At 64.9% G+C, this 20,899-nt stretch carries 18 protein-coding genes and 1 pseudogene; 8 read left to right on the top strand and 11 right to left on the bottom strand.

Features of this window, described 5'->3' with window-relative positions:
• The first annotated feature begins 92 nt into the window (after nt 1–92).
• Nucleotides 93–1,196: an alkene reductase gene (locus tag N2604_RS36905; RefSeq protein ID WP_260372832.1), complete on the top strand. Its 1,104-nt coding sequence runs from the start codon at nt 93–95 to the stop codon at nt 1,194–1,196.
• Nucleotides 1,197–1,201: 5 nt separating this feature from the next.
• Entirely contained in the window at nt 1,202–2,206 is a 1,005-nt protein-coding gene (locus N2604_RS36900) for an NADPH:quinone oxidoreductase family protein (RefSeq protein WP_260372831.1), read from the top strand.
• Nucleotides 2,207–2,321: 115 nt separating this feature from the next.
• Here N2604_RS36900 and N2604_RS36895 read toward each other — a convergent pair whose 3' ends face one another.
• Genes N2604_RS36895 through N2604_RS36875 form a run of 5 tightly spaced genes read right to left on the bottom strand, consistent with a single transcriptional unit; the run spans nt 2,322 to nt 6,317 of the window.
• Nucleotides 2,322–3,089: an ABC transporter permease gene (locus N2604_RS36895; protein WP_260372830.1), complete on the bottom strand. Its 768-nt coding sequence runs from the start codon at nt 3,087–3,089 to the stop codon at nt 2,322–2,324.
• Nucleotides 3,086–3,850, bottom strand: coding sequence for an ABC transporter permease (locus N2604_RS36890; protein WP_260372829.1), 765 nt, complete (start codon nt 3,848–3,850; stop codon nt 3,086–3,088). Before N2604_RS36890 ends, N2604_RS36895 begins: the two co-directional genes overlap by 4 nt.
• The gene (locus N2604_RS36885) at nt 3,847–4,653 is read right to left on the bottom strand and encodes an ABC transporter ATP-binding protein (RefSeq protein ID WP_260372828.1); all 807 of its coding nucleotides are present in this window, start codon (nt 4,651–4,653) and stop codon (nt 3,847–3,849) included. Before N2604_RS36885 ends, N2604_RS36890 begins: the two co-directional genes overlap by 4 nt.
• Nucleotides 4,650–5,354, bottom strand: a complete 705-nt coding sequence (locus N2604_RS36880; protein ID WP_260372827.1) for a GntR family transcriptional regulator — start codon at nt 5,352–5,354, stop codon at nt 4,650–4,652. The genes N2604_RS36885 and N2604_RS36880 overlap by 4 nt, the downstream gene beginning before the upstream one ends.
• A 12-nt stretch (nt 5,355–5,366) precedes the next feature.
• Complete coding sequence (locus tag N2604_RS36875) at nt 5,367–6,317, bottom strand: ABC transporter substrate-binding protein (RefSeq protein ID WP_260372826.1); 951 nt, start codon at nt 6,315–6,317, stop codon at nt 5,367–5,369.
• Nucleotides 6,318–6,405: 88 nt separating this feature from the next.
• On the opposite strand from N2604_RS36875, the gene N2604_RS36870 reads away from it, so the two are divergent.
• The 4 genes from N2604_RS36870 to N2604_RS36855 all read left to right on the top strand — a co-directional run bounded on the left by N2604_RS36870 (nt 6,406) and on the right by N2604_RS36855 (nt 10,463).
• Complete coding sequence (locus tag N2604_RS36870; RefSeq protein ID WP_260372825.1) at nt 6,406–7,395, top strand: fumarylacetoacetate hydrolase family protein; 990 nt, start codon at nt 6,406–6,408, stop codon at nt 7,393–7,395.
• Nucleotides 7,396–7,455: 60 nt separating this feature from the next.
• Nucleotides 7,456–8,232 carry a cyclase family protein gene (locus tag N2604_RS36865; protein ID WP_260372824.1) on the top strand — a complete coding sequence of 259 codons (777 nt, stop codon included), beginning with the start codon at nt 7,456–7,458 and terminating at the stop codon, nt 8,230–8,232.
• A 478-nt stretch (nt 8,233–8,710) separates the two neighbouring features.
• The gene (locus tag N2604_RS36860; protein ID WP_260372823.1) at nt 8,711–9,931 is read left to right on the top strand and encodes an OpgC domain-containing protein; all 1,221 of its coding nucleotides are present in this window, start codon (nt 8,711–8,713) and stop codon (nt 9,929–9,931) included.
• A gap of 43 nt (nt 9,932–9,974) precedes the next feature.
• Complete coding sequence (locus tag N2604_RS36855) at nt 9,975–10,463, top strand: DUF2059 domain-containing protein (protein ID WP_260372822.1); 489 nt, start codon at nt 9,975–9,977, stop codon at nt 10,461–10,463.
• 16 nt (nt 10,464–10,479) lie between these two features.
• Here N2604_RS36855 and N2604_RS36850 read toward each other — a convergent pair whose 3' ends face one another.
• From N2604_RS36850 to N2604_RS36835, 4 genes and pseudogenes are all read right to left on the bottom strand, one after another.
• The gene (locus N2604_RS36850; RefSeq protein ID WP_260372821.1) at nt 10,480–11,592 is read right to left on the bottom strand and encodes an ABC transporter permease; all 1,113 of its coding nucleotides are present in this window, start codon (nt 11,590–11,592) and stop codon (nt 10,480–10,482) included.
• A 2-nt stretch (nt 11,593–11,594) separates the two neighbouring features.
• A complete protein-coding gene (rbbA, locus tag N2604_RS36845) occupies nt 11,595–14,366 on the bottom strand; it encodes a ribosome-associated ATPase/putative transporter RbbA (RefSeq protein ID WP_260372820.1) in 2,772 nt (923 codons plus the stop codon).
• Nucleotides 14,363–15,430, bottom strand: coding sequence for an HlyD family secretion protein (locus N2604_RS36840; protein WP_260372819.1), 1,068 nt, complete (start codon nt 15,428–15,430; stop codon nt 14,363–14,365). The genes rbbA and N2604_RS36840 overlap by 4 nt, the downstream gene beginning before the upstream one ends.
• Before the next feature lie 149 nt (nt 15,431–15,579).
• Nucleotides 15,580–15,702, bottom strand: a pseudogene (locus N2604_RS36835) (ABC transporter permease); the annotation flags it as partial.
• A 118-nt stretch (nt 15,703–15,820) separates the two neighbouring features.
• Here N2604_RS36835 and N2604_RS36830 point away from each other — a divergent pair.
• Complete coding sequence (locus N2604_RS36830) at nt 15,821–17,434, top strand: acyl-CoA synthetase (protein ID WP_260372818.1); 1,614 nt, start codon at nt 15,821–15,823, stop codon at nt 17,432–17,434.
• A gap of 35 nt (nt 17,435–17,469) precedes the next feature.
• On the opposite strand, the gene N2604_RS36825 is transcribed toward N2604_RS36830, so the two are convergent.
• Complete coding sequence (locus N2604_RS36825) at nt 17,470–18,420, bottom strand: AraC family transcriptional regulator (RefSeq protein ID WP_260372817.1); 951 nt, start codon at nt 18,418–18,420, stop codon at nt 17,470–17,472.
• Between the two features lie 203 nt (nt 18,421–18,623).
• A complete protein-coding gene (locus N2604_RS36820) occupies nt 18,624–19,826 on the bottom strand; it encodes an MFS transporter (RefSeq protein ID WP_260372816.1) in 1,203 nt (400 codons plus the stop codon).
• Between the two features lie 171 nt (nt 19,827–19,997).
• Here N2604_RS36820 and N2604_RS36815 point away from each other — a divergent pair, with 171 nt between their 5' ends.
• Nucleotides 19,998–20,801 carry an MBL fold metallo-hydrolase gene (locus N2604_RS36815; RefSeq protein WP_260372815.1) on the top strand — a complete coding sequence of 268 codons (804 nt, stop codon included), beginning with the start codon at nt 19,998–20,000 and terminating at the stop codon, nt 20,799–20,801.
• Nucleotides 20,802–20,899: the final 98 nt, after the last annotated feature.

The following is a 20,899-nucleotide window of genomic DNA, read 5'->3' as shown; positions in this document are numbered from 1 at the left end:
TCCGCCATGTTGTCGACGTGGTTTCAAAATTAAACCAGAATGAGAGGTTGTCCCTCGGGATTCCTGCTCGTTCACAGCCGAAGGATCAGGTCATGAGTTCCGCGCATTTGTTCGCCCCGCTCAAGCTCGGCCGCTACACGCTCTCGCATCGCGTCGCGATGGCGCCTCTGACGCGGATGCGCTCGACCGGCAACCTGCCGACGGACCTCGCCGTCGAGTATTATTCGCAGCGCGCATCATCAGGCGGGTTGATCATCACCGAGGCTTCGCAGGTCACGCCTTATGGCCAGGGCTATCCGGCAACGCCCGGCATTCACTCGGCCGAACAGGTCGCGGGATGGAAGAAGATCACCGACGCAGTTCACGCAAAGGGCGGCATCATATTTCTACAGCTCTGGCACACCGGCCGGATTTCCCATTCGAGCTTCCAGCCCGGCGGCGTGCAGCCAGTCGCGCCGTCGGCGATCGCCCCGGCGGGCAAGGCGTTCACGCCCTCGTTCGCGATGGTGCCGTTCGAGACGCCGCGCGCGCTCGATCTCGCTGAAATTCCGGGGATCGTCGAAGCCTACCGTGAAGGCGCGCGCAATGCGCTGGCTGCCGGCTTTGACGGCGTCGAACTTCACGGTGCGAACGGCTATCTGATCGAGCAATTCCTTCACAGCAAGACCAATCGGCGCACCGACGCCTACGGCGGCTCGGTCGAAAACCGGTCTCGCCTGCTGATCGAAGTGATGACTGCGCTGGTCGAGATCTGGGGCGGCGATCGCGTCGGCGTCCGGCTGTCCCCCTTCGGCGTGGTCAATGATGCCGGCGAGGCGGACCCGATCGGACTCTACAGCCACGTTCTGACCCGGCTTGCTCAGCTCGACATCGCGTATGTCCACCTGATCGAATCCCGCAACACCGATGCGGGCGAGGCCGGAGCGCCGCTCGCGATCAACGATCTGCGTCCGTTCTGGCCCGGTACCTTGATCCTCGCCGGCGGTTTCATTGGCCCGTCGGCCGATGCAGCGATCCGCGCCGGGCAGGGCGACGCCGTTGCGTTCGGGCGACACTTCATCGCCAACCCGGATCTGCCGCGCCGCCTGCAACTCGGCGCCGCGCTCAATCCCTACGATCGCGCGACCTTCTATGGCGGCGGCGCGCCCGGTTACGTCGACTATCCCGCGCTTGAATCGGTTGAAGCTGCGGAGTGAGCCCAATGAAAGTCGCGCGACTGCATGAGTATGGCGGCCCGGACGTTCTCGTTTACGAGGACGCTCCGAAGCCCGCTCCCGCGGCCGGTGAAGTCCTGATCAAGGTGGAATCTGCGAGCGTCAATTTTGCCGATGTCGTCAGGCGCAACAACGATCCGTATCCGTTTCCTTCGCCGCTTCCGTTCATTCCCGGCAGCGAGGTCGCGGGCGTGGTCGAAGCTCTCGGTGACGGAGTGACGACGATCCCGGTCGGAGCGAAGGTATTTGCCTCGCTCGAAAATGGCGGGGCCGGGGGCTACGCCCAGTATGCGGTGGCCAAGGTCGGGAAGGTCATTCCTCTCCCGGACGGCCTGACACCAGACCAGGCCTGTTCGCTGGTGGTGGCCGGCATGACCGCATTTCAAACGCTTGTCGATTGCGCTCAGTTGCGGCCGGGCGAAACTGTTCTGGTGCAGGCGGCCGGCGGCGGTGTCGGCACTTACGCGGTGCAGCTTGCCAAGCTGCTTGGCGCCGGCAAGGTCATCGCTGCGGCCAGCACACCGGCCAAGCGCGACCTCGCATTGAAACTCGGTGCCGACGCCGCCATCGACTACACCAAACCCGATTGGGTCAAGGAGGCGCGCGAGCTCACCGGCGGCAAGGGCATTGACGTGGTCCTCGAGGCAACCGGCGGTGATGTTCTGAACCAGAGTCTTCAGGCAATGGGAGCGTTCGGCCGTATCGTGGTATTCGGCGCGGCGTCCCGCGAACGTAAACCGGTCAATCCCTATGCCATGCTCGGCCTGAATCAATCGTTGATCACCTACTATGTTGGTGGCTGGTTTCAGTCACGGCCGCAACGAGCGGTCGCCGCTTTGCAGAAGCTGATCGGCTTCATCAGGTCCGGCGAAATCGACGTTCAGATCGGGCACACTCTGCCCCTGAGCAAGGCGGCAGACGCGCATCGCATTCTCGCCGAGCGAGCCAGCGCGGGCAAAATCATCCTGAAACCTTGGGACGAGGTCGAATAAAGCACAAAAATCATGAGCTGGGCTTTGCGGTCAAGCTCATGAAGCGATCCCGAAAGCCTACCGGCAAGTTCAGTGCAGTGTCACCGCAATCCGCTTTGGCCATGGGATCGCCGCGCTACCTCGCCGCGGTCTGCCAGGCGAGTAGCCGCTGCTCGACCAGCGACATCGCAATCGACGTCAAATATCCGGTCGCACCGAGCAGGATGACGCCGGCGAAGAGGTCGGCGGATCGGAACGCGCGTGCCGAGAGCAGGACCCAGTGACCAAGGCCGTCGAGGCCGGCCAGGATCTCGCAGACCACCGAGAGGATCAGCGCGACCGTCAGGCTGAGCCGCATGCCCGCGAGGATATCCGGTAATGCCGAGGGCAGGGCGATCTTGGCGATGATTGCGGTGCGCGACATCTGCAGCGACCGGGCGACCTCATACAGTCGCGGCTCGACTGCGGCAAAGCCGTGAATGGTTGCGAGCATGATCGGCCAGATCGCGCCGAAGGCGATCACGAACAGCGCCATGCCTTGCGTCAGCCCGAGCATCGCGATCGCGACCGGGATGATCGCCGAGACCGGCAGGGGTCGCAGAAATTCCAGCGACGGCGCGACATAGGCGCGCATCATCTTGGACGAACCGATCAGCGCGCCAAGCGCAATGCCGGCGATCGAGGCGGCGAACCAGCCATAGGCCATGTGCTCGAGCGTGCCGATCAGCTTGCCCGCGAGATCGCCGCTGGAAAAGCCGCGCACCAAAGCGGCCCATGCGCGGTCCGGACCGGGCAGGAACACCGGCGACACCAGCTTCAGATTGGCGATGAGCTGCCACGCCGCGATGAAGCCGGCTGCGACGAGGACGCTGGCGACACGCCAGAAGATCGTCGCGCGGTTCATGGATTGTCTCCGGCGAGCGCGGCGCGGCCGAACAGGCGGCGCTGGGCGACGATCAACAGGATGTTCAGGGCGTAGCCGATCGCGCCGATCCAGACGAGATAGGCGAGCATCAGGTCGGCCCGCAGTGCCTGCTGCGCCAGCATGATGCCGGCACCCAAACCAATCGGGTTGATGGCGATCTCGACGGTGACCGCGACGATCAGGGCGATCCCGGCCGACAGGCGGAAGGCGACAAAGATCCGCGGCAGTGCGGCCGGGATCACGATCTTCGCGATCCGTTGCGGCGCGCTCAGCCGCAAGGCCCGCGACACTTCCATCAATCGCGGCTCGATGCTGCGCACCGCGCTGCGCGTCATGATCAGCATCGGCCAGACGCACGCGAACGCCACGATCACGATCTCCATGCGGTAGCCGAAGCCGAGCGCGATCAACGCAATCGGCAGCAGCGCGATCGAGGGAATCGGGCGGATCGCCTCGACCGTCACCTCCATCAGCCGGTCGAGGGGACGCGAAATGCCGAAGGCGATGCCGAGCGAAAGCCCGATGGCGCTGCCGATGGCGAGACCCGCAAAGGCGGCGAACAGCGTGTCGCGGGTCGCGATCGGGATCGAGAGATCGGCGAGCGCCGTGGCCAGCGCCGCGAGGATTGCGCTCGGCGGGGCCAGGCTGTCGCTTTGCAGATGGATGAGGCGCGCCCACAGCTCGCAGGCCAGCATCAGCGCCAGCGGCAGCAGCAAGGGCCTCGTGCGATCGAGCCTCAATGTTCGGTCGCCTTGATGAAGTCGAACAATTGCCGGCGCAGCCGCAGGAATTCCGAATGCTCGCGGGTGGCGAGCTGGTCGCGCGGACGCGGCAAGTCGACGTCGAGCTCGATCCCGATCCGGCCCGGATGCGGCAAGAGGCCGATGACGCGGTCGCCGAGATAGATCGCCTCGTCGAGATCGTGGGTCACGAAGATCACGGTGGTCTGGCTCGCCTGCGTCAGCGACAGGACCTCGTCCTGCAAGCCCTGCCGCGTCATCGCATCCAGCGCGCCGAACGGCTCGTCCATCAAAAGCGTGGTCGGCTCCTGCGCAAGGCAGCGCGCGATCTGCAGGCGTTGCTGCATGCCCCCCGACATTTCCGTCGGATATTTGTCAGCATGGCCGGGCAATCCGACCTTGCGCAGCAGCGCCTCGATGCGCGCGCCGCGTTCGCGCGCCGGCACACGCGAGGCTTCCAGCGCCAGCGAGATGTTTCCGGCCGCGGTCCGCCACGGCAACAGCGCCTTGCCGTAATCCTGGAACACGATCGCGACCTCACGCCGCGGCGCGGTGATCGGCTCGCCCTCAAACGTTACCGCGCCGCTCGTCGGGCGATAAAGGCCCGCGGCGAGCCGCAGCGCCGTGGTCTTGCCGCAGCCGGAGGCGCCGACGATACAGAGGAATTCGCCCGGCCGCACCTGAAGATCGAGATTCTCGATGATGGTCTTGCCGCCGAGCCGCAGCGTCGCGGCGTTGAACGCGATCAGCGTTTCTTGCCGCCGCGCGACGCGCGCCTCATCGAGCTTGGCAACGACGCTCATGATTGCTCCCCGCTTTCAGGCGGATAGACGAACTTGATGGTCGAATGCAGATGCGCCGCTAGCGCCGTCTGCGCGGCCGGCAGGTCGCGGGCGAGCACGAGGTCGGCGAGCATCTGGTGACTGCGGATGAATCCTTCGCCGCTATCGATGGCGCCCATCATCACGCGGCGGTAGCGGTAGGCCTGGTCGTAGAGGTCGGAATGGGCGGCCAGCATGCGCCGCGAGCCGCAGGCGGCGAGCAGCGCGGTGTGGAAGCCCTTGTGCAGCCGGTCGAACTCCGCCGCGCCCTCCCGGAATTCATTGCCGGTGCGTTCGATGTGTCGGCGCATCTGATGCAGCGCGCTGATGATGCCGGCCTCCCAGGCGGCATCGCCGTGCAGGATCGCGAGCCTGACCGCCTCGATCTCGACCGCCGTCCGCATGCAGGTGATGTCGGCGAGATCCTCGCGACTGACCTCGGCGACGCGAAAGCCGCGCTGGCCGATGCCGACGATCAGGCCGCGCGACATCAGCCGCGACAGGCCTTCGCGCAAGGGGGTGGCGCCGATCTCGTAGCGCTGCACGAGGTCGATGATGCCGAGCCGCGATCCCGGTGCGAGATCTCCGGCCAGAATGTCCTGCTCGATGAGGTTTGCGGCACGCTCGCTCAAGGTGCCGGCTTCCGTCGGCAGGCGTTCGAGAGTGCGCTCGGGAGCAGGCATCGTCGATATCCCCTAGTTCAGCACCAGTTTCGCGGTGTCGAGCTTTGATTGCAGCATCTTCTGCGACGACATCACCTCGATCCACCAGCTGAGGTTTTGCGGCTTGAGGTTCGGCTCGGACTGGTTCGGCGGCGTCGCCTTGACGAGATCGAGCGGCTGCTTGGTGAACTTGGCGATCGAGGCCGAGGCCTTCTCGGGGTCGCTGTTGACGATGACGGCGGCCTCCGCGATGGCTTCGCGGAATTTCTTCACAGTCGCCACATTCTTCTCCGCCCAGTCGCGCGATGCGGCATAGAAGATGATCGGATCGGTACGGCCGAGCTCGGCGCCGTACCGCGCGCCGACCGAGCCGAGCCCCGCATTGCTCATGCGCGCGACGAACGGCTCGGCCGTGAGCACGGCATCGACGCCGCCTGATTTGATGATGTCGGCCATGGTCGGGAAGGTGACTTCGACGAAATTGACGCTTCGGGGATCGACGCCTTTCTCGACCAGCCATTTCACGAAGAGCACGTGCAGGAAGGCGTTCAGGCCGGGCGCGCCGACCTTCTTGCCGATGAAGTCCTTGGGATCCTTGATGGTGATGCCGTTGCGGACGAAGGCCGCGATCGCGGTGTTGGAGGTCGGGTTCATGACCGAGGCGCCGGCGATCGCGACGAGGTCGAGGCCGCCGTCGACGGCCTGCAGGAAGACGGTGGAGGTGGGGCCGCCGACCTGAATCGAATTCGACAGGATCGCCGCCGGGATGTTGGAGTTGATCGCGATCGGCGTCATCTCGACCTCCAGCCCGTGCTTTTTGAAGATGCCTTCGTCCACTGCCACCATGGCCGAAGCGCAGTCCGAGGTCGCTGTGCAGCCGATCTGGATCTTGGCCTGCGCCAGCACGGGCGCCGCGGACGCAACGGACACCCCAAGGCCCACCGTAAGACCTGCCAATACCGCCTTGACCTGTGTTCGTCGCACCGCGCTCTCCCCGATTTGTATTTTTCTGTCTTGTTTATCGATATTTTATCTGATCATATATTTCACACGATAGCAAGGGGAGTCCAGGGTGAAGCTCGCAACATTCCGATCGGCCGGTCAGGAGAAGATCGGAGCCGTCCACACCAATGACAGCCAGGTGTTCGACCTCGCCGCCGCGGCCGCACGGGACGGCGGGGCCGATCCGGCCTTCGGCTCGATGCTGGCACTGATCGACGCCGGGCCCCGCGCGCTCGATCGGGCCCGGGCTCTGCTGGATAAGCACGGCCATGACGCGACGCTGTCGGCGGCGGTCGGCGCCGTCGACATCCTCGCACCGGTGCCGGAGCCCAGGCAAATGCGCGACGGCATGTCGTTCCCCCTGCACATCCTGCAGGCGCCGCGCGGGCAGCAAAAGCTCGCCGCGCGCGCCAAGGGCGACATGGCGGAATTGGCGCGCATCGACGCCGAGCCGCTCGGCAAATTGCCCGAGGTCTATCGCAAGCAGCCGATCTTCTACATCACCAACCGCTTCAGCGTCCGCGGCACCAACACCATTGTGAAATGGCCGCGCTACAGCAAGGTGATGGACTACGAGCTCGAATTCGGGATCATCACCAAGAACAAGGGCGCCAACATCACGCCTGCGAAGGCGAAGGATCACATCTTCGGCTACACCATCTTCAACGATTTCTCCGCGCGCGACGCCCAGCGCATCGAGATGGAGGGGCGGCTCGGCCCTGCCAAGGGCAAGAGCTTCGACGGCGGCAACGTGATGGGGCCCTGGATCGTGACGCCAGACGAGATCGGTGATCCATACAAGCTGAAGATGGAAGCGCGCGTCAACGGCGAGACCCGCTCGAAAGGCGTGAGCGAGGGCATGCTGTTTTCCTTCGAGGAAATCATCGCCCACGTCGCCCAGGACGAGACGCTGATGCCCGGTGAATTCATCGGCTCCGGCACGGTCGGCAATGGCTGCGGCCTTGAGCTCGGCTGGTTTCTCGAGCATGGCGATACGATCGAGCTCGAGGTCGAGAAGATCGGTATTTTGAAGAACCGCGTCGAGCGGCAAGAAACCTGAAAGGGGCGTCTGAAGCGACGCCTGACGGCCGCCAACGAGAACAATCAACGAGGAAGCGCCATGACGAGCAAGCTGGTCGACATTTCCGTCCCCCTCCAGAACGACGTGCCGGCCGATCCGCCCGGCAATCATCCGACGATCCAGTATATCAATCACCAGCAGGGCCTGCCGCGCATGCTGCAGTTCTTCGATGGACTGAAGGCCGAGGATCTGCCTGATGGCCAGGGCTGGGCGGTGGAGCAGGTCAGTCTCTCCACCCACAACGGCACGCATCTCGACGCGCCCTGGCATTTTCACCCGACCATGAATCGTGGCGAGCGGTCCTGGACCATCGACGAGGTGCCGCTGGAATGGTGCTTCCAGCCCGGCGTGAAGCTCGACTTCCGGCACCTGCCGGACGGCTATGTCGCAACGGCCAAAGACGTCGAGGCCGAGCTCAAGCGCATCGGCCATGAGCTGAAGCCGCTCGAGATCGTCGTGGTCAACACCAGCGCTGGCGTCAAATACGGCCGGCAGGACTACGTCACCTCGGGCTGCGGCATGGGCTACGAAGCAACCATGTACCTGCTCGAGCGCGGCGTGCGCTTGACCGGCACCGACGGCTGGAGCTGGGACGCGCCGTTCGTTCACACCGCGAAGAAATATGCCGAGACGAAAGACGCCAGCCTGATCTGGGAAGGCCACAAGGCCGGGCGCCATATCGGCTATTGTCATCTCGAGAAGCTGCACAATCTCGAATTGCTGCCGCCGACCGGCTTCAAGGTGTCATGCTTCCCGGTCAAGATCGAGCGAGCCTCGGCGGGATGGACGCGAGCGGTCGCGATTTTGGAAAGCTAGCTTCTTGAGGCTTGCGCTGGGCGCCATCGATTATGGTGACAGTCCAGCACTGTCACCGTAATCAGTAGTCTCGCAATCTTAGCTGCCCTGTAGGCAACTCATGATGACCTGACGCATCGAGAGCGGACCATTTTCGTCCGGCAGGCGCGTGAGCCTCGGGCCTCGTTGCCTTCCGGGCTGCGCCCGACGGCGCCGGCATTGTGCTTGCGAGGGGACCAGCGGGCCAAATAGCGGCCTCTGCAAGAACAATGACTTAGCTACTGTGCATGGGGTTGTTTTCGCATTATTTGAGGTCCGGCTCGCCTATTGCAGTGCGAAGGCGCGGTTGGCTGCTCCACAAGTCCCTTGCGTGCGTCCCATGGTCGGCTACCGTTGCCGGGCTAGCCATTGCGGCAGTCGACCTGTTGATTCACGTTTTTTAGCATCCGATTGTTCGGCGCCGCTTTTTGGCGCGACGCCCAGCGAAAGAGGCGGGGCCATGATCACACGGGACCAGTCGGCATTGTTGGCGCCGGTCGAGCGCGATTTGCGACTCGATCTGTTCCGCGGCATCGGCTTGTGGATGATCTTCCTCGACCACATCCCGCACGATGTCGTGGCCTGGCTGACGCTGCGCAATTTCGGCTTCAGCGATGCCGCCGAGTTCTTCGTCTTCATCTCCGGCTATCTCGTCGGCTGGATCTACGGGCCGATCGTCGCCGGCGGCTGGTTCCTCGCCGCGCTCAAGCGGCTGTGGCGCCGCGCGGCGGAGATGTACGTCGCCCACATCATGCTGTTCCTGTTGTTCACCGCGCAGATCGCCCGCACCGCGCGCCGCTTCGACAATCCGATGTACGAGCACGAGTTCAACGTGTTCAATTTCCTGGCGCATCCGGACGAGTTGATCGGGCAGGCGATCCTGTTGAAATACAAGCCGGTCAATCTCGACGTGCTGCCGCTCTACATCACGCTGGTGTTCGCCTCGCCCTTCATCGTCTGGTGCCTGGTGCGGCGGCCGAACCTGACGCTCGCCGGCTCGGTGGTGCTCTACATTCTGTCGCGCTGGTTCGACTGGAACGTGGCGTCCTATCCGCCCGGCAGCCACTGGTACTTCAATCCGTTCTGCTGGCAGCTGATGTTCGTGTTCGCGGCTTGGTGCGGCATCGGCCAGATCGACAAGATCGCCCGATGGGTGTGGTCGAAGCCGGCGATGGCGCTGGCCGCGGCCTGGCTCGCCTTTGCGCTGCTGATCGTGATGACCTGGCACGTCCACGCGCTGGAAGCCCTGATCCCGAGATGGATGATCAAGGCGATTTACCCGATCGACAAGACCGACCTCGACATGCTGCGCTTCACCCATTTCCTGGCGCTGGCGATCTGGGTGACCTACTTCCTGACGCGCAAATGGCGGGCGCTGCGCAGTAGCTGGCTGCGCCCAGTGATCCTCTGCGGCCAGCATTCGCTGCCGATCTTCTGTTTAGGCGTGTTCTTGTCGTTCTCGGCGCACTGGATCCTGACTCAGTACAACAAGGGCGTCTGGGAGCAGCTTGCCGTCTCCATCGCCGGCATCGTCATCATGATTGGCGCGGCCTGGCTGCTCGACCGCGCCAAGCGGGTGCCGAACCTGTTCGTGAAGGTGATCGAGGTCGAGGAGCCGGAGATGGCAGCCGAGAGCAGCGCATCGGCCGCAACCGCCACCGTCGCCCCTGCGAGCCGCTGAAGCATCGCGCCGCGTGCTGTGGAGAGGTCCAACGGAGAGCTCAATGTCCAGACGTTTGTTGATGATCGCCGGAACTCTCCTGCTTCTCGTCTGTGGCGCAGCGGCACAGGCGCCGTCGCCGGAGGCGATGAGCGCGGCGCGCAAGCTCGTCGTCACCTTGAAGATCGCCGACCAGTACCGCGCCTTGCTGCCGCAGCTTCTGCTCAAGCTGCGGCCCGTGGTCGCGCAGGACAGGCCGGAGATCGAGCGCGACTACGATGCGGTGACGGCCCCTGGCTCCGAGATCTACGTTCCGTTCGTCGCATCCATGATCGAGCAGATCGCGGCGCTCTATGCCCAGACTTTCACGGTGGATGAGCTGCGCCAGATCGATACATTCTACGCCCAGCCTGCGGGCCGCAAGTTCCTGGAGAAGTCGGATGCGCTGGCGCAGGCGAGCGAGCAGATCAGCCAGGACGTCAGCCAGAAGGCCGCCGATGAATTGAAGCGGCGCCTCATCGAGGCGCTGCGCCAGAAGGGGCACAAGCTCTGAGCCGCCTGGCCCAAGCCTAGGCGAGAAAGGCGCGAAACCGCCGCAGCGCGATCAGGAAGAAGACGCTGCCGATCAGCGTGAGCGCGACGAGCTGCGACCAGACTGCCTCGAGGCCCGCGCCGCGGAACAGGATGGCCTGCGCCAGCATCACGAAATGCGTGTTGGGCGCGGCCAGCATGATGTCCTGGACGAATTGCGGCATGCTCTCGCGCGGCGTCATGCTGCCCGACAGGGTCTGCAGCGGCAGCAGGATCATGATCAGGAGCAGCCCGAACTGCGGCATCGATCCCGCGACGGTGGCGAGGAAGATGCCCATGCTGGTGGTGGCAAACAGCTGCAGCGCCGCGCCGACGAGGAACAGCGCCACCGATCCGTCGATCGTCACCGCCAGCCATCCCTTGACCACGAACAGGATCGACAAGGCGGAGGCGATCAGCACCACGGCTCCCATCGACCAGACCTTGCTCACCATGATCTCCAGCGGCGTCACCGGCATCACCAGGAGGTGCTCGATCGTGCCGTGCTCGCGCTCGCGGATCAGGGCGGCGCCGGTCAGGATGATCGAGAGCATAGTGATCGAGGTGATGATGTGGTCGATCGCGCCGAACCATGATTTCTTAAGCTCGGGATTGAAGCGCGCGCGCAGCGCCAGCTCGATCGGCGCCGCCTGCGCATCGCGCGTGCGCGCGAGGAACTCCGCGATCTCAGCGCGGACGATCTGCTCGACATAGCCGCCGCCGTTGAACGCCTGCGAGATGCGCGTCGCATCGACGTTGAGCTGGATCGCCGGCGATTTGCGCGCCGACAGATCGCGCTGAAAATCCGGCGGAATGTCGAGCGCGAAGGTGTCGAGGCCGGCATCCATCCTGCGGTCCATCTCGCATTGCGAGATCAGGCGCGGCGCCGAGAAATAGGGTGCGGTAAACGCCATCCCGATCCGGGTCGAGACCGGCGAATGGTCCTCGTCGACGATGGCGATCGCGGCGCGGTTCAAGGTTTCCGGCAGCGCCTTCGCGCCGGCATAAACCGCCAGCGTGAACGAATAGACGATGAGCACGAGCAGCATGGGGTCGCGCACCAGGCCGCGCAATTCCTTGATGCCGAGCTGAAACACGTTGTCGAAGCGCATGATCAGCGGGCCTGTTTCTTCAGCAGCATCGCGCCGGCGATCACCAGGAGGGGGACGATGACGGCGAGGACGAGGAGATCGTTGTGCAGCGTGTCGAGCGCCAGAGCCTTGGAGAAGGTGCCGCGCGAGATCGTGACGAAATAGGTGGTGGGGTAGATCCGTCCGATCAGCGCGCCCGCCCCCTGCAGCGACGACACCGGATCGATCAGCCCGGAATACTGGATGGCCGGTATCAGCGTGATCAGAACGGTGCCGAACAGCGCCGCGATCTGGCTGTTCATGAAGGCCGAGATCACCAGCCCGATGCCGGTCGTGGCCGTCACGTAGAGCAGCGCCGCCAGCGCGTAGGTCGGAAAGCTTCCGGTGAACGGCACGCGGAACACGGTGAGGGCAAATCCGACGAGGAGGAGGAAGTTGCCGAAGGCCAGCACGACATAGGGCAGCTGCGTGCCGAGCAAAAACTCCAGCCGCGTCACCGGCGTCACGTAGAAATTGACGATCGATCCGAGCTCCTTCTCGCGCACCACCGCCAGCGCGGCGAGCACGGCCGGAATCATGATCAGCAGCAGCGGGATGATGCCCGGCGCCATGGCGACGACGCTTATGACGTCAGGATTGTAGCGGTAGCGCAATTGCAGCTGGTAGGCGCCGGCGAGTGCCGCCTCGCCATAGAGCTCGCGGCCCTTCTGCGCAAGCCAGGTCGCGTGGATGGCCTGGGCATAGGAGCGCAGCGTCTCGGCGCGGGTCGGGTTGGCGCCGTCGACCCAGGCGCCGATCTCGACATGACGGCCGCGGCTGACGTCGCGACCGAAACCGGGCGGCAGCTCGATGGCAAGGCCGATCTCGCCGGCGCGCATGCGGCGGTCGAGGTCGGCGTAATCGGTGATCGGCGATTTTTCGGTGAAGTAGCGCGAGCCCGCGATCTGGAGGCTGTAGTCGCGGCTGATTGCGCTGTCGTCGCGATCGAGCACGGCGAAGGTCAGGTTCTCGACGTCCATGCTGATGCCGTAGCCGAGCACGAACAGCAGCAGCACGCTGCCGAGGATCGCGAGCGTGGCGCGGATCGGATCGCGCCGCAGCTCGAGCGTCTCGCGCCGGGAATAGGCGAGCATGCGCGTCGGACTGAAAGTCGTCCCGCGCTTGCGGGGAAGCGCCGCGGTCGTCGCCGCAGGCGGCGATGCGAGCGCAAGCGGCCCGGCTGAGTCCCCGCTGTCCGCGATCGCCTGTTCCAGGCAGGCGATGAAGGCCTGCTCCAGCGTCGCCGTGCCGCGCGCGGCTGTGATCGCCGCGGGCGTGTCCGATGTCAGCACCTTGCCGGCGTGCATCAGCGAGACCCGGTCGCAGCGCTCCGCTTCGTTCATGAAATGGGTCGAGACGAAGATGGTGACGTTGTCCTTGCGGGAGAGCTCGACCAGGATCTGCCAGAAGCGGTCGCGCGCCACGGGATCGACACCGGAGGTCGGCTCGTCGAGGATGAGGATATCGGGCGCATGGATCATGGCGACCGCCAGCGACAGCCGCTGCCGCAGCCCGAGCGGCAGGGCATCGGGCAGGGCGCCTGCGACATCGGCAAGATCGAACCGAGCGATCATCTCGTCGATGCGCGCGGCGATGGTCTCGGGCCGCAGCTCGAACAACCGCGCATGCAGATCGAGGTTCTGGGCGACCGTGAGCTCCGAATACAGCGAGAAGCCCTGCGACATGTATCCGATGCGCCGCCGCACCGACATGTCGCCGGCATCGATGGCCTTGCCGAACAGCCGCGCCGTGCCCTCGCTCACCGGCAAGAGGCCGGTCAGCATCTTCATCGTCGTGGTCTTGCCGCAGCCGTTGGAGCCGAGAAAGCCGAAGATCTCGCCCTTCCTGATGCGGAAGCTGACGTCGTCGACGGCGACAAAGCCGTTGAACCGTCGGGTCAGGTGGTCAGCCTCGATTGCGATCTCGTCATGGTTATTGCTGCGCGGGGGAATGACGACGCTGGCGTGCTTGCTGCGATCCTCCTCCGGCAGGAGATGGATGAACGCATCGTCAAGTGTGTCGGCACCGGTCTGCCGCAGCAGCGCGGCGGGCGTTCCCGTCGCCAGCACCTGCCCGGCGTTCATTGCAACGAGAAGATCGAACTGCGCGGCTTCTTCCATGTAGGCGGTCGAGACGATCACGCTCATGCCGGGCCGGCTTTGGCGGATCGAGGCGATCAATTCCCAGAACTGCCGGCGCGACAGCGGATCGACGCCGGTGGTCGGCTCGTCCAGGATCAAGAGTTCGGGATCGTGGATCAGGGCGCAGCACAGCCCGACCTTCTGCTTCATGCCGCCGGACAGTTTTGCCGCCGGCCGGTCGGCAAAGGGCGTCAGCCCGGTGTCGCGCAGCAGGCCGGCGATCCGCCTGTTCCGTTCCGCCTTGTCGTGTCCGAACAGGCGGCCGAAGAAGTCGATGTTCTCGAACACCGACAGCGTCGGATACAGATTCTTGCCGAGGCCTTGCGGCATGTAGGCGATGTCGGGGCACACGTTGCGGCGATGGCGCGCGCTCGCCATGTCGCCGCCGAGCACGTGGATGCGCCCATCCTGGATCGCGCGCGCGCCTGCGATCAGCGCGAGCAGGCTCGATTTGCCGACACCGTCGGGGCCGATCATCCCGACCGTGCAGCCCGACGGCAGGTCGAGCGTGATGGACTCGAGCGCCCGGGTCTTGCCGTAGCTCAGGCCCACGCCTTCCAGATGCACCACGCTGCCGGCGGCAGCCGGTGCTTCGGCTGCGGCTTGCGTGCTCATCTCGTCAGCTTGATCTTGAGATTGTCCGGCCATGGCGCGGCCGGATCGAGCTGCACATAGGCCATGCCGGGCAGGCCGGTCTTCACCTGCTCGATATGCTGACGCAGCAGGTCCGGCGCGATATGCGCCTTGATGCGGAACATCAGCTTCTGGCGCTCTTCCTCCGTCTCGACCGTCTTGGGCGTGAATTGCGCGACATCGGCGACGAAGGTGGCCTTGGCGGGGATCACATATTGCGGGATGGCGTCGAGCACGAGGCGGACCTCGGCGCCGATCGCGACGCGGCCGGCATCGGCCGTCGGCAGGAAGAACGTCATATAGACGTCGCCGAGATCGACCATGTTGAGGACACGGCCACCGGCGGCGAGCACCTCGCCGGGCTGCGAGACGCGATACTGCACGCGGCCATCGCGCGGCGCCTTCAGCACGCTGTCGTTGAGATCGGCGTTGATGCTTTCGATTGCCGCGTTGGCCGCGTCGACTGCGGCCTTCGCATCGATCACCATGGCGCGGGCGGAGCTGATTGCGGCTTCCGATGCTGCGACCTGGGCCTGGGACGCAGCGAGCGCCGCCTTCGCCGTGGCGTTGGCGGAGCGGTCGTCGTCCAGGACCTGCTGCGACACCGCACTCGTCCTGATCAATTGTTCGGAGCGGTCGAGCTTGCGGCTCGCGGTGTCGAGCTGGGCGATGCGCTGGTCGACCATGGCCTCGGCCGCCTTGCGTTCGGCCTCGCGCTGGTTCACCAGGCTCTTCGCGGTTTCGACATTGACCGTTGCGCGCTGGAGCTGCGCTTCGGCCTGGCGGCGCTGGGCCTGCAGCTGCTCGGTCTCCATGCGGGCCAGAACCTGGCCCGCGGTGACGAAGTCGCCTTCGTTGACCAGGATCTCGCGAATGCGTCCCGGCGTCTTGGTGGCGATGTCGATCTCGACTGCCTCGATGCGACCGTTGCCGCGGGAAAACCCCGGTGGCAGCGCGTTGGTGTCGCGGTGCTGCCAATAGTAGTAACCGCCGCCTGCGAGCAGGATGGCGAGCGCGGCGACGACGCGACCCGGTGTAAAGTTCATCTGTTCATCACGCCGTGCGGCGGCACCCACTGTTGACACGTACGCCCGGCCGCTGATCGCGCGATAGGGCGAACTCAACAATGTAGCGAATTTTGCATCGCAAATTGATGCAGATCAGACCACGGCGTGTTGCCTCTATTTTGGGCCTGCGTCCAGTGCGCCGTGCAGGGCGAGCGGGATTTTCCGGTGACGTCGGAGCTCGCCGGAACCATCACGATCGTGATCGTCTCTTACTGCTTCGACAGCTCCATCACCACGAGCGCAGTGGCCGAATTGACGCGGCCGATCGCGCCGATTACGCTTTGCGCAACATCGGAAGCCTGCGAATGCAACGGCATGGCCACTGCTCGCGCTGGGATCCAGGCAAATTCCAGACTCAAGGGGAAGGAAATGACCGTCGACACCGCAGCCACCATCTCGAAAGCGCGCGAGCATTCCATCGGCGATCTCCTGCGCCGCTCTGCGGGCCGCGAGCCGAACAAGCTCGCTGTGAGCTGCGGCGATGTGAGCTGGACCTTTGCGGAAATGGACGCGATCTGCAACCGGCTCGGCCGCGGCCTGCTCGGGCTCGTCGTGAAGAAGGGCGACCGCCTCGCCGTGCTGTCGCGCAACTCGCACGCCTTCGCGGCGCTGCGCTTCGCCGTGGCCCGGATCGGCGCGGTGCTGGTGCCGATCAACTTCATGCTCAATCCGGACGAGATCAATTTCATCCTGAAGAGCTCCGGCGCCAAGCTGCTCGCGACCGGTCCCGACTTCGTCGAGCCGGCACGCGCGGCGAGCGCGAAGGATTGCGCAGTCGAGAAGATGATCTGGCTGCCGGGGGAGGATCCCGCCACCGCGCCCGCGGGCCTCACCAGCTTCGACGATCTCTTGCATTCAGACGGCTCGGTCCTGGACGCGTCGGTCGATAGCCGCGATCTCGCGCAGATCGTCTACACCTCAGGCACGGAATCACTGCCCAAGGGCGCGATGCTCACCCATGAAGCGGTGATGTGGCAGTATGTCAGCTGCATCATCGATGGCGGCATGAGCGCGGAGGACAACTTCCTGCACGCGCTGCCGCTCTATCATTGCGCGCAGCTCGACGTGTTCCTGGGCCCGCAGGTGTATCTCGGCGCCTCCGGCGTGATCACGGGCAAACCGACCGCCGACAACATCCTGGCGCTGATCCAGGCGCACAGGATCACCTCGTTCTTCGCGCCGCCGACGATCTGGATCGCGATGCTGCGCTCGCCGAATTTCGACAAAACCGATCTGTCGAGCTTGCAGAAGGGCTATTACGGCGCCTCGATCATGCCGGTGGAAGTGCTGCTCGAGCTTCAGCGCCGCCTGCCCGCCGTGAAATTCTGGAATTTCTACGGCCAGACCGAGATCGCACCGCTCGCGACCGTGCTGCGGCCGGAGGATCAGCTCCGCAAGGCCGGCTCCGCCGGCAAGCCCGTGCTCAATGTCGAGACGCGCGTCGTCAATACGGCGATGGAGGACGTCAAGGTCGGTGAAGTCGGGGAGATCGTGCATCGCTCGCCGCATCTGCTCTCCGGCTATTACAACGATCCGGTCAAGACCGCGGCGGCGTTCGCTGGCGGCTGGTTTCACTCCGGCGATCTCGCCACCGTCGACGAGGAAGGCCACATCACCGTGGTCGACCGCGTCAAGGACATGATCAAGACCGGCGGCGAGAATGTCGCGAGCCGCGAGGTCGAGGAGATGGTCTACCGCATCCCCGCCGTCTCGGAGGTCGCGGTCGTCGGCCTGCCCGATCCGCGCTGGATCGAGGCGGTCACCGCCATCGTCGTGGTCAAGGCCGGGGAAAAGCTCGACGAAGACACCGTGATCAAGCATTGCGCCGGCCAGATGGCGCATTTCAAGGTCCCCAAGCGCGTGATCTTCGTGGATAGCCTGCCGAAGAATCCGAGCGGCAAACTGCTCAAGCGCGAGCTGCGCCAGCGCTTCGGCGGCGGCGAGACGCTCGACAAGGCGGTGCAGAAGAGCTTTGGGACATAGTGGGCACCGTTCCGGCCCGTCGCGGCGGGACTCGCCTAGTCGGCCCCGCTGGCCAGCTTCCTGATATCGTCGGGCGTCGCTCCGAAACGGCGGCGAAACGCGCGATGGAAGTAGGAGACGTCGTGAAATCCCGCGAGGTGCGCGATCTCGATGATCTTGCGCGAGCGCAGCCCCGGGTTCCTCAGCAGCCGCTCGGCGCGCAGCAGACGTTGCTCGAGCACGAAGCCGCTATAGGTGATGCCGGCCTTCTCGAACAGCAGCTGGATTGTGCGCGCGCTGATGCGGTGCGTGGCCGCAAGGTCGGACAGCGACAGTGCGGCGCTGTCCAGCTGCGCCAGGATGTCGGCCTTGATGGCTTCGAAGCGCGCTGCCGCAAGGCCGCGCAGTCGCGCCTCCTCGGCGACATCGCCGCGCGCTCCGATCATCAGCACGGCGAGGTCGAACAGGTGCTGCGAGACCGCATCGAGCTCCGCGGGTGCGAGCTTGTCGGCATGCGCGTGTGCGAGGTCGTAATACCGCAGGAACATCGACGTGATCGGGCTGGCGCCCGGGATGGCGCGAGCAATCAGGTCCTCGGCGTTCGGGCACGCGCGCAGCAGCGCTTTCCGCGGCAGCAGCGCGGTCTGGAAATTGCCATGCGCCGTTTGGGTGATGTGGGCGCCCCTGATCGAGGGATCGCCGATCGTCACGTCGCCCGCGGCGATCTCCAGCCGGCGCTTGCCCATGGCTCCGCTCAATGCGGAATTGGGTGACGTCGTGATCACCAGCTCGTCGTTCGTTCCCAACGACACGAAAGACACCGGCGTGCCGAACGATGCCGAGAGCCTGAGGCGGGGAAGAATGGCCGGCGCAATGACACGGTGAACTCGTCCTTCGCCCACCGGCACGAAATCGACGTTGGCCACCTGACGACAAAACTGCTCGCGCCATTGTTCATAGGCCGCACCGTTCGGGTCGCCATCGAATGAGAGCTGCGGCTGGGTCATCGATCGCCGGAACGCCTATTGCCGATTCATTGCGGTTCGCACTTTCGTCGGCGCGCCCGGGATGCGGCAACCAGAAAAGCGCCGGATTGCGCGAAAAGCCACTCGCAACTACGCGCTGAGCCAGCGACCAGGTGCCGCAGCCTGCCTATTGGGCAGATCGAAGGCGGGCACGTTGCGCCGCGACCGCCATACGGCGCTGTGGCTCAATACTTCTTCACCGCCGAGCCGAAGGCCAGCCACAGCGCGATCGACGCGAGGCCGAAGCCGCCGAGCAGCAGGAAGGTCGGCCCATAGCCGATCCATTGCGCGATCCAGCCGCCGAGGGCGGGACTGAGGCTCGCGCCGACCCCCTGCACCGTGATCACGGCGCCCTGGCCGAGATTGATGCGGCCGGTGCCGTTGAGCGAGCGCGCGACCATGCCGGGGACGGCGACTGTTTGCAGTCCGGTGCCGATGCCGTCGAGCACCTGCATCGGCACCACGCCCCACCATCCCGTGACGAAGAAGGCGAGCACGCCGCGGACCGGCAAGAACATGAAAGACACCAGGATCACCGGCCAGTAATTGCGCTTGCTCGCGGCCTTCATCGCGATCAGCGACGTCACGATCATCACGCCTTGTGCGATCACCACGGTGGTTGCGACGAAGCTCGGGCCGTTGGCCTGTCCCTCGGCGACCGCGGCAAGTCCGTACAGCGGCACGATCGCGGCATTGCCGAGATGGAACAGTGCGAGGGCGAGAGCCAGCACGAGCAGCGCCTTGTGCTTCAGCAGCATCGTCATCGCATCCGGCGGCGCCTTGGAATCGTCCTCCTTGCTGCCGCGCGCGGCACGGTCGTCGATCGCCTCCGCCGGAATCATCATGACGCAGGCGATGGCGATGGCACCGAACACGGCCGCCAGCGCGAACACGGCGACATAGCCGAACTTGTAGCCGAGATAACCCGACAACGCGGCGCCAACCATGTTGCCGGCATGGTTGAAGGCCTGGTTGCGGCCGTTGAGCGCATTGAAGCCCTTCTGCTTGGCGATGCCGAGCGTGATGCCCGTGACCGCCGGCACGATGGCGGCGCTCGCTAGCGATTGCGCGACTTGCGAGAACGTCACCGCCCAGAAGTTTTGCGAGATCAGGATGATCGCGGATGCCGCGACCACGCAGATGCCGGGAATCACCACCCACAGCCGCTTGTTGCGGCTGGAATCGATGAAGCCGCCGATCGGCGTGGTGATCAGCATGCCCGCGACATTGCCGATGGTCATGGCGGTGCCGATCAGCCCGCTGGCCCAGCCACGCTCCTGGAGAAATACCCCGACGAACGGCCCGATGCCCGACTGCATGTCGGCCATGAAGAAGTTGAGCGCGAACAAAGGCCAGATATGGGACGAGGAGGGGGACCGCGATGCCATCGATACCTGAACTGCTCCGCGTGCGTCGTGATCCCGTCGGCCAATCGATTTGGCGTGGGCCTGAACGTAACGGGCGCTCGCCGCGTTGGTTCCAGGCGCTGCTCCGGTCATCGATCTTGCCGGGAGCCTGACCGCAATGTCATCCTGCGATCTTCCGACGGAGCACGAGTCATGCCTCTCTGGACTTGCGAAACCTGCGGCGCTCAATTTCCCTTACACGAAGCACCGCCCGATTCCTGTCCGATCTGCGAGGACGAGCGCCAGTTCGTCGGCTGGAGCGGTCAAGCCTTCCTCACGCGCGAGAAGCTCGCGCGCAAGCACCGACTGATGGTGCGGGACGATCTCGGCCTAACCGGGATCGGGATGGCGCCGAGCTTTGCCATCGGGCAGCGCGCGCTGCTGGTGCCCGACGGCGACGGCTGCGTGATGTGGGATTGCATTCCGCTCGCGACCGACGAGGCTATCCAGCACGTCGCAGCACTCGGCGGCCTCAAGGCCATCGCGATCTCGCATCCGCACTACTATGGCGCGGTCGCCGACTGGAGCGACACGTTCGGCGGCGTGCCGGTCTATCTGCACGCCGACGATCGCGCCTTCGTCACGCGGCCTCATCCGGCGATCGTGCACTGGACCGGCGAAAGCCATCGCCTCTCCGACGACGTGCTGCTGCTGCGCACCGGCGGCCACTTCGCCGGGGCCACCGTGCTGCATTATGCGCGTGGTGCGGACGGCAAAGGCGCGCTGCTCACAGGGGATATCGCACAGGTGACGATGGACCGGCGCTTCGTCAGCTTCATGTATTCCTATCCGAACTACATGCCGCTCAACGCCGCTGCGGTGCGGCGGATTGCATCAGCCGTCGAGCCGCTCGCCTTCGACCGGATCTACGGCGCTTGGTGGGGCCGCAACATCGCCAGCGGTGCCAAGGCGGCGTTCGCTGCGTCCGTCGCGCGCTATCTCGCCGCCATCGCCTGAGCCGGGCTGCGGATCGGATTTATCTTGCCGCTCCCAAATAACTGTACTAAAAGTACATTATAAGGCGAGCGGCATATCTGCGAAGCCGGCATGATCGA

This window comes from Bradyrhizobium sp. CB1015, from assembly GCF_025200925.1.
GTDB lineage: Bacteria > Pseudomonadota > Alphaproteobacteria > Rhizobiales > Xanthobacteraceae > Bradyrhizobium.
Note: the sequence above shows the minus strand (reverse complement) of the source record. Positions and strands in the feature narration are given on the sequence as shown.